Origin of the sequence: Streptomyces sp. NPDC048718 (assembly GCF_043198875.1) — a bacterium.
Classification (GTDB): Bacteria; Actinomycetota; Actinomycetes; order Streptomycetales; family Streptomycetaceae; genus Streptomyces.
In genome coordinates, this window is record NZ_JBICVG010000016.1 from 151,115 (window position 1) to 161,168 (window position 10,054).

The 10,054-nt window shown below is 71.1% G+C and carries 11 protein-coding genes; all 11 read left to right on the top strand.

Annotated elements, in window-relative coordinates; translation table 11 throughout:
• The first annotated feature begins 2 nt into the window (after nucleotides 1–2).
• The 11 genes from ACGFRB_RS27270 (at nucleotide 3) to ACGFRB_RS27320 (ending at nucleotide 9,910) form a co-directional block, all read left to right on the top strand.
• Nucleotides 3–545 carry a hypothetical protein gene (locus ACGFRB_RS27270; RefSeq protein ID WP_363011218.1) on the top strand — a complete coding sequence of 181 codons (543 nt, stop codon included), beginning with the start codon at nucleotides 3–5 and terminating at the stop codon, nucleotides 543–545.
• Between the two features lie 213 nt (nucleotides 546–758).
• The gene (pdxS, locus tag ACGFRB_RS27275) at nucleotides 759–1,673 is read left to right on the top strand and encodes a pyridoxal 5'-phosphate synthase lyase subunit PdxS (RefSeq protein ID WP_361236820.1); all 915 of its coding nucleotides are present in this window, start codon (nucleotides 759–761) and stop codon (nucleotides 1,671–1,673) included.
• A 6-nt stretch (nucleotides 1,674–1,679) separates the two neighbouring features.
• The gene (pdxT, locus tag ACGFRB_RS27280; RefSeq protein WP_363011222.1) at nucleotides 1,680–2,291 is read left to right on the top strand and encodes a pyridoxal 5'-phosphate synthase glutaminase subunit PdxT; all 612 of its coding nucleotides are present in this window, start codon (nucleotides 1,680–1,682) and stop codon (nucleotides 2,289–2,291) included.
• A gap of 63 nt (nucleotides 2,292–2,354) precedes the next feature.
• Nucleotides 2,355–3,107 (top strand): YebC/PmpR family DNA-binding transcriptional regulator, encoded by a 753-nt coding sequence (locus ACGFRB_RS27285; protein WP_363011224.1) that lies wholly within the window; start codon nucleotides 2,355–2,357, stop codon nucleotides 3,105–3,107.
• 142 nt (nucleotides 3,108–3,249) lie between these two features.
• Nucleotides 3,250–3,840 (top strand): crossover junction endodeoxyribonuclease RuvC, encoded by a 591-nt coding sequence (gene ruvC / locus ACGFRB_RS27290; RefSeq protein WP_393246762.1) that lies wholly within the window; start codon nucleotides 3,250–3,252, stop codon nucleotides 3,838–3,840.
• A complete protein-coding gene (gene ruvA / locus ACGFRB_RS27295; RefSeq protein ID WP_393246763.1) occupies nucleotides 3,837–4,469 on the top strand; it encodes a Holliday junction branch migration protein RuvA in 633 nt (210 codons plus the stop codon). Before ruvC ends, ruvA begins: the two co-directional genes overlap by 4 nt.
• A 44-nt stretch (nucleotides 4,470–4,513) precedes the next feature.
• On the top strand, nucleotides 4,514–5,554 hold the full coding sequence (gene ruvB, locus ACGFRB_RS27300) for a Holliday junction branch migration DNA helicase RuvB (RefSeq protein WP_363011230.1): 1,041 nt from the start codon (nucleotides 4,514–4,516) through the stop codon (nucleotides 5,552–5,554).
• 293 nt (nucleotides 5,555–5,847) lie between these two features.
• Nucleotides 5,848–6,291 carry a preprotein translocase subunit YajC gene (gene yajC / locus ACGFRB_RS27305; protein WP_393246843.1) on the top strand — a complete coding sequence of 148 codons (444 nt, stop codon included), beginning with the start codon at nucleotides 5,848–5,850 and terminating at the stop codon, nucleotides 6,289–6,291.
• 148 nt (nucleotides 6,292–6,439) lie between these two features.
• Nucleotides 6,440–8,257: a protein translocase subunit SecD gene (secD, locus tag ACGFRB_RS27310; RefSeq protein WP_393246765.1), complete on the top strand. Its 1,818-nt coding sequence runs from the start codon at nucleotides 6,440–6,442 to the stop codon at nucleotides 8,255–8,257.
• A 1-nt stretch (nucleotide 8,258) separates the two neighbouring features.
• The gene (gene secF / locus ACGFRB_RS27315) at nucleotides 8,259–9,338 is read left to right on the top strand and encodes a protein translocase subunit SecF (RefSeq protein WP_393246767.1); all 1,080 of its coding nucleotides are present in this window, start codon (nucleotides 8,259–8,261) and stop codon (nucleotides 9,336–9,338) included.
• Nucleotides 9,335–9,910 (top strand): adenine phosphoribosyltransferase, encoded by a 576-nt coding sequence (locus ACGFRB_RS27320; RefSeq protein ID WP_393246769.1) that lies wholly within the window; start codon nucleotides 9,335–9,337, stop codon nucleotides 9,908–9,910. The genes secF and ACGFRB_RS27320 overlap by 4 nt, the downstream gene beginning before the upstream one ends.
• Nucleotides 9,911–10,054: the final 144 nt, after the last annotated feature.

Here is a 10,054-nt window from a genome sequence, read left to right on the forward strand (position 1 = left end):
CCGTGACCGCAACCCTGATCTGGACCGTAGCCGCACTGATCCTCGTCGGCGTCTACCTGAGCTGGACCGCCGGACGGCTCGACCGGCTCCACACCCGAATTGACGCCGCCCGCGCCGCCCTCGACGCGCAATTGCTGCGCCGCGCCTCGGTCGCCCAGGAGCTGGCCACCTCCGGGGTGCTCGATCCGGCCGCGTCGATCGTGCTCTACGAGGCGGCGCACGCCGCCCGGCAGGCCGAGGAGGAGCAGCGCGAGGTCGCCGAGAGCGAGCTGAGCCAGGCGCTGCGGGCGGTGTTCGGGGAGCCCGAGCAGGTCGAGGTGGTCCGCGGGGCGCTTGGCGGCGAGGAGGCGGCGGGGGAGCTCGCGGCGGCCGTACGGCGGGTGCCGATGGCCCGGCGGTTCCACAACGACGCGGTACGGGCCGCCCGCGCCCTGCGCCGCCACCGCAAGGTCCGCTGGTTCCGGCTGGCCGGCCACGCCCCGTTCCCGATGGCCTTCGAGATGGACGACGAACCGCCCGTCGCGCTCGCCGACCGCCCGGCCTGAGTGCGGCCCCGACCTGTTCCGAGCGCGAGCCCGGCCAGGCCCGGAGCCGGCCTGAGCCCATCCGGACCCGTCCCGAATCCGCCCCCGGACCAGGTGGCCTGCCCCACCCCACGGAAAATGATCCACTGGGTCCGCATTGGCCCTTGATGTGGACTGCTCGTGCCCTGTTTCCTCACTCTTGTCTTAACCCGCTGTGAACGAGTGAGGTACCCCGTGTCCACCACGCCTTCCGCCACCACCCAGTCCCCCGAGACCGGCACCGCCCGCGTCAAGCGCGGCATGGCCGAGCAGCTCAAGGGTGGCGTGATCATGGACGTCGTCACGCCCGAGCAGGCGAAGATCGCCGAGGACGCGGGCGCCGTGGCCGTCATGGCCCTGGAGCGGGTCCCGGCCGACATCCGCAAGGACGGCGGCGTGGCCCGGATGTCCGACCCGGACATGATCGAGGGCATCATCGACGCCGTCTCCATCCCGGTCATGGCCAAGTCCCGCATCGGCCACTTCGTCGAGGCCCAGGTCCTGCAGTCGCTCGGTGTCGACTACATCGACGAGTCCGAGGTCCTCACCCCGGCCGACGAGGTCAACCACTCCGACAAGTGGGCCTTCACCACCCCCTTCGTCTGCGGCGCCACCAACCTGGGCGAGGCCCTGCGCCGGATCGCCGAGGGCGCGGCCATGATCCGCTCCAAGGGCGAGGCCGGCACCGGCAACGTCGTCGAGGCCGTCCGCCACCTGCGCCAGATCAAGAACGAGATCGCCCGGCTGCGCGGCTTCGACAACAACGAGCTGTTCGCCGCCGCCAAGGACCTGCGCGCCCCCTACGAGCTGGTCAAGGAGGTCGCCGAGCTCGGCAAGCTGCCGGTCGTGCTGTTCTCCGCCGGCGGTGTGGCCACCCCGGCCGACGCCGCGCTGATGCGCCAGCTCGGCGCCGAGGGCGTCTTCGTCGGCTCCGGCATCTTCAAGTCCGGCGACCCGGCCAAGCGCGCCGCCGCCATCGTGAAGGCCACCACCTTCTACGACGACCCGAAGATCGTCGCGGACGCCTCCCGCAACCTGGGCGAGGCCATGGTCGGCATCAACTGCGACACCCTGCCCGAGTCCGAGCGCTACGCGAACCGGGGCTGGTAAGCACTCATGACCACTCCCGTCGGTTCCGACTCCGCGACCCCCGTCATCGGAGTGCTCGCCCTCCAGGGCGACGTACGGGAGCACCTGATCGCCCTGGCCGCGGCGGACGCCGTGGCCAGGCCCGTCAGGCGCCCCGAAGAGCTGGCCGAGGTCGACGGCCTGGTGATCCCGGGCGGTGAGTCCACCACCATCTCCAAGCTGGCCGCGCTGTTCGGCCTGCTGGAGCCGGTCCGCGAGCGGATCGCCGCGGGCATGCCGGTGTACGGCACCTGCGCCGGGCTGATCATGCTCGCCGACAAGATCCTCGACCCGCGCTCGGGCCAGGAGACCTTCGGCGGCATCGACATGATCGTGCGCCGCAACGCCTTCGGGCGGCAGAACGAGTCCTTCGAGGCGGCCGTCGCGGTGCGCGGAATAGACAGCCCCGTCGAGGGCGTCTTCATCCGGGCGCCCTGGGTGGAGTCCGTCGGCGCGGAGGTGGAGGTGCTCGCCGAGCACGGCGGTCACATCGTGGCCGTACGCCAGGGCAGGGCCCTCGCGACCTCGTTCCACCCCGAACTCACCGGCGATCACCGGATTCACGCGCTGTTCGTGGACATGGTGCGCTCGGAACGGTGACGCGATCCCGGTAGGATCTCTCGGGTTCGTGCAGAAAATTGGTTACGCGAAGGAGACAGGCAGATGTCCGGCCACTCTAAATGGGCTACGACGAAGCACAAGAAGGCCGTGATCGACGCCAAGCGCGGCAAGCTCTTCGCGAAGCTGATCAAGAACATCGAGGTCGCGGCCCGCACCGGCGGCGCCGACCTGGAGGGCAACCCGACGCTGTTCGACGCCGTCCAGAAGGCGAAGAAGTCGTCGGTCCCGAACAAGAACATCGACTCCGCGATCAAGCGCGGCGGCGGCCTTGAGGCCGGCGGTGTCGACTACGACACGATCATGTACGAGGGTTACGGCCCGAACGGTGTCGCGGTGCTCATCGAGTGCCTCACCGACAACCGCAACCGCGCCGCCTCCGACGTGCGCGTCGCCATGACCCGCAACGGCGGCTCCATGGCCGACCCGGGCTCGGTCTCGTACCTGTTCAACCGCAAGGGTGTCGTCGTGCTCCCCAAGGGCGAACTGAGCGAGGACGACGTCCTCGAGACCGTCCTGGACGCGGGCGCCGAGGAGGTCAACGACCTCGGCGAGCAGTTCGAGGTCCTCAGCGAGTCCACCGACCTGGTCGCGGTCCGCACCGCGCTCCAGGCGGCGGGCATCGACTACGACTCGGCCGAGTCCAGCTTCGTCCCGACCATGCAGGTCGAACTCGACGAAGAGGGCGCGCGCAAGATGTTCAAGCTGATCGACGCCCTCGAGGACAGCGACGACGTGCAGAACGTCTACGCCAACTTCGACGTCAGCGACGAGGTCATGGCGAAGGTCGACGCCTGATCGGGCGCTGATCACGGCATTTTTGGCAGCGGGCCGACGGGACACACCCCGTCGGCCCGCTGCTTTGTCCGGCGTTGTCAGTGGCAGCGGATAGCCTGCACAAACAGACTTGCGATCGGCTGGAGATCAGGGAGGGGCGGGCGTGCGCGTCCTCGGGGTGGACCCGGGTCTGACCCGGTGCGGTGTCGGTGTCGTCGAAGGCGTCGCCGGACGCCCGCTGACCATGCTCGGTGTCGGTGTCGTCCGCACCCCGGCGGACGCCGACATCGGTCCGCGGCTCGTCGAGATCGAGCGCGGCATCGAGGAGTGGATCGACCGCTTCGATCCCGAACTGGTCGCCGTGGAGCGGGTGTTCAGCCAGCACAATGTACGGACGGTGATGGGCACCGCCCAGGCCAGCGCCGTCGCCATGCTGTGCGCGAGCCGCCGCGGACTGCCCGTCGCCCTGCACACCCCGAGCGAGGTCAAGGCCGCGGTCACCGGCAGCGGCCGGGCCGACAAGGCCCAGGTCGGCGCCATGGTCACCCGGCTGCTCCGGCTCTCCGCCCCGCCCAAGCCGGCCGACGCCGCCGACGCCCTCGCCCTCGCCATCTGCCACATCTGGCGCGCCCCGGCCACCAATCGCCTGCAACAGGCCGTGGCGGCCCAAAGCCGCCTCCAGCAGGCCGTGGCGGCGCAGAACCGTCTCCAGCGGGCCGTCGCCCCGCACACCCCGAAAGGCCGCACGCCATGATCGCCTTCGTCAGCGGCCCGGTGGCCGCCCTCGCCCCCACGACCGCCGTCGTCGAGGTCGGCGGTGTGGGCATGGCCGTCCAGTGCACCCCGAACACCCTCGCGTCCCTCCGCGTCGGCGAGCCCGCCCGCCTCGCCACCTCCCTGGTCGTCCGCGAGGACTCGCTGACCCTGTACGGCTTCGCCGACGACGACGAGCGCCAGGTCTTCGAGCTGCTCCAGACCGCCAGCGGCGTCGGCCCCCGGCTCGCCCAGGCCATGCTCGGCGTGCACCGCCCCGACGCCCTGCGGCTCGCCGTCTCCACCGGCGACGAGAAGGCGCTCACCGCGGTCCCCGGCATCGGCAAGAAGGGCGCGCAGAAGCTGCTGCTCGAACTGAAGGACAAGCTCGGCGCGCCGCTCGGCGCCAGTGGCCTGGTCGGACAGCGGCCGCCGGTCGCGACGGGCCCCGCCCCCTGGACCGAACAGCTCTCCGCCGCGCTCGTCGGCCTCGGCTACGCGAGCCGGGAGGCCGAGGAGGCCGTCGCCGCCGTCACCCCGCAGGCCGAGGCGGCGCTCGCCGAGACCGGCTCCGCGCCCGTCCCGCAGCTGCTGCGCGCCGCCCTCCAGACCCTCAACCGCGCCCGCTGACCCGGCCGCCCCCTCCCCGTACGAGCGAAAAGGCAACCACCACCGTGAACTGGGACGACGAGACGGCCGCCGCCGAGGAGCGGATCGTCGCGGCCTCCGCGGAGAGCGACGACCAGGCCGTCGAGGCGGCGCTGCGCCCCAAGGACCTCGCCGAGTTCGTCGGCCAGGAGAAGGTCCGCCAGCAGCTCGATCTCGTCCTGAAGGCGGCCCGCCAGCGCGGCGCCACCGCCGACCATGTGCTGCTGTCCGGCGCCCCCGGCCTGGGCAAGACCACGCTCTCCATGATCATCGCGGCCGAGATGAACGCCCCGATCAGGATCACCAGCGGCCCCGCCATCCAGCACGCCGGCGATCTCGCCGCGATCCTGTCCTCCCTTCAGGAGGGCGAGATCCTCTTCCTCGACGAGATCCACCGGATGTCCCGGCCCGCCGAGGAGATGCTCTACATGGCGATGGAGGACTTCCGCGTCGACGTCATCGTCGGCAAGGGCCCCGGCGCCACCGCCATCCCGCTGGACCTGCCGCCCTTCACCCTGGTCGGCGCCACCACCCGGGCCGGCCTGCTGCCGCCGCCGCTGCGCGACCGCTTCGGCTTCACCGCCCACATGGAGTTCTACGAGCCGCACGAGCTGGAGCGTGTGGTGTGCCGCTCCGCCGGACTCCTCGACGTCGTCATAGACGCGGCGGGCGCGGCCGAGATCGCCGGCCGCTCGCGCGGCACCCCCCGGATCGCCAACCGGCTGCTGCGCCGGGTGCGCGACTACGCCCAGGTCAGGGCCGACGGAGAGATCACCCGCGAGATCGCCGCCGCCGCGCTCGGGGTGTACGAGGTCGACAGCCGCGGCCTCGACCGGCTCGACCGCGCCGTCCTCACGGCCCTGCTGAAGCTCTTCGGCGGCGGCCCGGTCGGACTGTCGACCCTCGCCGTCGCGGTGGGTGAGGAGCGCGAGACCGTCGAGGAGGTCGCCGAGCCCTTCCTCGTACGGGAGGGGCTGCTCGCCCGTACGCCCCGTGGCCGGGTCGCCACTCCGGCGGCCTGGGACCACCTCGGCATGGTCCCGCCGGAGGCCGTGTCCGGGAAATAGCGCCGCTCCCGCCCGGCGGCCGGACAAGATTTTTCCCGACCCGGCCGAGGCCGCGGGAGGCCGCCTCACCACCGGGAATCGGCCGGCCGGACAACCGGGGCTCTTCGGGGCGCGACGGCGCGGAGACTCGCCCGTTAGGGAACCGGAATGCGATGCTGGACGTTGTTCCAATGCTGCGGACTCGCCTAGACTCCGCCGATGCCGCCCTTATGGTCGGCGCACCCACCCCCGAATCAGGCCGCGGAGTTCTCCACGGCCTTGCGAAGGAATTCCGTCCCGTGACTAACATCGGCATGCTCCTCCCGTTCATCGTGCTCATCGGGGCCATGTTCCTCATGACCCGCTCTGCCAAGAAGAAGCAGGCGCAGGCGGTGGAGATGCGCAACCAGATGCAGCCCGGCACCGGCGTACGCACGATCGGGGGGATGTACGCCACGGTCAAGGAGATCGGCGACGAGACCGTCCTCCTGGAGGTCGCGCCCGGCGTCCACGCCGTCTACGCGAAGAACTCGATCGGCGCCGTCCTCGACGACGCGGAGTACAACCGCATCGTGCACGGTGACGAGCCCGACACCGTCGTCCCGGACGACGTGTCCTCGCTGACCGAGGCCGCCGGCCAGGACGCCGAGACCTCCGAGGAGGCCGTGGGCGAGCCCAAGGCCGACCTCACCAAGAAGACCGGCGCTGCCGAGGGCGACAAGGACGCCAAGGCGAACGGCGAGACCGAAGCCAAGTAAGTCAACGCGCGGGAGCCGCGCGGTCCCCCTCTCGGGGGCGCGCGGCTCCCGCGGTGGTCTCACGTCTGCGGGGGCGAGTCCCCACACACACTTCGTGGCCGTCCCCGGCCGTGTGGCGCGGGGCGGTTCGGACAGGGAGAAACGACAGGTGGCAGCACCGAAGAAGGGCCGAAGGCCGGCGGGGGGCCAGAGCCGGCCGGGCCGTGCCCTGGCGTTCATTCTGATCGCCATGGTCGCGCTCACCGGCGGCATGTTCTGGTCGGGGCACACCACCCCGCGTCTAGGCATCGACCTCGCCGGCGGCACGTCGATCACGCTCAAGGCCAAGGCGGAGCCCGGCCAGGAGTCCGCCGTCAACGAGTCCAACATGAACACGGCGGTCGGCATCATCGAGCGCCGTGTCAACGGGCTCGGCGTCTCCGAGGCCGAGGTCCAGACCCAGGGCCGCGAGAACATCATCGTCAACATCCCCAAGGGGACGAACGAGAAGCAGGCTCGCGAGCAGGTCGGTACCACCGCTCAGCTGTACTTCCGGCCGGTCCTGACCGTCGCCGCCGCCCAGCCGCCCGCGGACCCGAGCGCCAAGCCGAACGGATCCGCCACGCCGAAGGCGCCGGCCGCCTCCGGCACCCCCGCCGACAAGGGCGGCAAGGGCGACAAGGGTGACGAGAGCACCGCGGACGACAAAGGCGGCAAGGACGGGAAGTCCGCTTCCCCGACCGCGACCACCGCTCCGCAGGGCCGCGCCGTCACCGAGGGCCTGAAGGCCCCGAGCCCGACGGCGAGCGCCTCCGCCTCCGCGTCCGGCGCGGCGAAGGAGACCACTCCGCCGGCCCAGCCCGTCGACCCGGCCACCGCCGCGCTCCAGCAGAAGTTCGCGGCGCTGGACTGCCTCGACCCCAAGCAGCGCAGCGCCGTCGGCCAGGGCGTCAAGCCGAACGAGCCGGCTGTCGCCTGTGGCGAGAACGGCGGCATGTGGGAGAAGTACCTCCTCGGCCCCGCCGAGGTCGACGGCAAGGACGTCGACAAGGCCCGCGCCTCGTTCGACCCGCAGACCGGCCAGTGGATCGTGGACATGCAGTTCACGAACGCCGGCTCCAAGAAGTTCCAGAAGATCACCGGCAAGCTCTCGCAGCAGGCCGAGCCGCAGAACCAGTTCGCGATCGTCCTCGACGGCGAGGTCGTCTCGGCGCCCCGCGTCCAGACCACGCTGAGCGCCAACGCGCAGATCTCCGGCAGCTTCACCCAGCAGTCCGCCCAGGACCTCGGCAACATCCTGTCGTACGGTGCCCTGCCGCTGTCCTTCGTGACCCAGAGCGTCGACACCGTCACCGCCGCTCTCGGCAGCGACCAGCTGCAGGCCGGTCTCATCGCCGGTGCCATCGGTCTCGCCCTGGTCATCCTCTACCTGGTGGCCTACTACCGCGGCCTGTCGTTCATCGCGCTCCTCAGCCTCGGCGTCTCGGCCCTGCTGACCTATGTGCTCATGGCCCTGCTCGGCCCGGCCATCGGCTTCGCGCTGAACCTGCCGGCCGTCTGTGGCGCCATCGTCGCCATCGGTATCACCGCCGACTCGTTCATCGTCTACTTCGAACGCATCCGCGACGAGATCCGCGAGGGCCGCACCCTGCGCCCGGCCGTCGAGCGTGCCTGGCCGCGGGCCCGGCGCACCATCCTGGTCTCCGACTTCGTGTCGTTCCTCGCCGCCGCGGTGCTCTTCATCGTCACCGTCGGCAAGGTCCAGGGCTTCGCGTTCACGCTCGGCCTGACCACCCTGCTCGACATCGTCGTGGTCTTCCTCTTCACCAAGCCGGTGATGACCCTGCTGGCCCGCACGAAGTTCTTCGGCAACGGTCACCCGTGGTCCGGCCTGGACCCCAAGCGTCTCGGCGCCAAGCCGCCGCTGCGCCGCTCCCGCCGCACGTCCGCCCCCGCCGCCGGCACTGTCGAACCGAAGGAGGCGTGAGATGTCGAAGCTCGGAGATCTCGGCGCCCGGCTCCACCGAGGTGAGGTCGGCTACGGCTTCATCGGCAACCGCAGGATCTGGTACGGCCTGTCGATCCTGATCACCATCACGGCGATCGTCGCCCTCGCGGTCCGCGGACTGAACATGGGCATCGAGTTCCAGGGCGGTGCCGTCTTCACCACCCCGAAGACCACCGTCTCGGTCGAGAAGGCCACCGAGTACGCGGAGGAGGCGTCCGGTCACGACGCCATCGTCCAAAAGCTCGGCAACGGCTCGCTGCGCATCCAGGTCGGCGGCCTCGACACCGGCAAGTCCGACCAGGTGCGCGCGCAGCTCGCCAAGGACCTCCAGGTCGAGGAGCCGAAGATCGCGGCCGAGCTGGTCGGCCCCAGCTGGGGTGAGCAGATCGCCAACAAGGCCTGGACCGGCCTCGGGGTCTTCATGATCCTCGTGGTGATCTACCTCGCCATCGCCTTCGAATGGCGAATGGCCGTGGCCGCGCTCGTCGCGCTCATCCACGACCTCACGATCACCGTCGGCATCTACGCGCTGGTCGGGTTCGAGGTCACGGTCGGTACGGTCATCGGTCTGCTGACGATCCTCGGTTACTCGCTCTACGACACCGTCGTCGTCTTCGACTCCCTCAAGGAGCAGACGAAGGGCATCACCAAGCAGACCCGCTGGACCTACAGCGACGTCGCCAACCGCTCGATCAACGGCACCCTGGTCCGTTCGATCAACACCACGGTGGTGGCCCTGCTCCCGGTCGCCGGTCTGCTCTTCATCGGCGGTGGCGTCCTCGGCGCCGGCATGCTGAACGACATCTCGCTGTCGCTCTTCGTCGGCCTCGCCGCCGGTGCGTACTCCTCGATCTTCATCGCCACCCCGCTCGTCGCCGACCTCAAGGAGCGCGAGCCGGCCATGAAGGCCCTCAAGAAGCGCGTCCTGGCCAAGCGGTCCGCCGCTGCCGCCAAGGGCGACGAACAGGACGCGGGCGACGCGTTCGCCGACGACATGGCGGAGCCCGCCGTCGTCGGCCAGCGTTCCCGTCGCGGCCGGTCCACGGAGCGTCACGGATGAGCATCGACACCCGCAGCGACGTCCTGAGCGACGCGGAGACCACCCGCGACCTGCTGCTCAGCCGGATCCGGGACGTCCCCGACTACCCGAAGCCCGGAGTGATGTTCAAGGACATCACCCCGCTGCTCGCGGACCCGGAGGCGTTCACCGCGCTCACCGACACCCTCGCCCGGCTGTGCGCCGAGGCCGGGGCCACGAAGATCGTCGGTCTGGAGGCCCGCGGCTTCATCCTGGCCGCGCCGGTCGCCGTCCGCGCCGGTCTCGGCTTCATCCCGGTCCGCAAGGCCGGGAAGCTGCCCGGGGCCACCCTGAGCCAGGCGTACGAGCTGGAGTACGGCACCGCCGAGATCGAGGTACACGCCGAGGACCTGGCGGCGGGCGACCGCGTCATGATCATCGACGACGTCCTCGCCACCGGCGGCACCGCCGAGGCGTCCCTTGAGCTGATCCGGCGCGCCGGGGCCGAGGTCGCCGGCGTCGCGGTCCTCATGGAGCTGGGCTTCCTGCCCGGCCGCGCCCGTCTGGAGCCCGCCCTCGGCGACGCTCCGCTCACGGCGCTGATCACCGTCTGACGGTCGTTCCGCACGGCACGGGGGGGGGGGGGGGGGGGGGGGGGGGGGCCCCCCCCCCCGCGGGGGGGCCCCCCCCCCCCCACCACCCACCACCAAGCGGCGGGCCGCGCGCCCCCCCCCCCACCCGGCGCGGGACAACAAAAC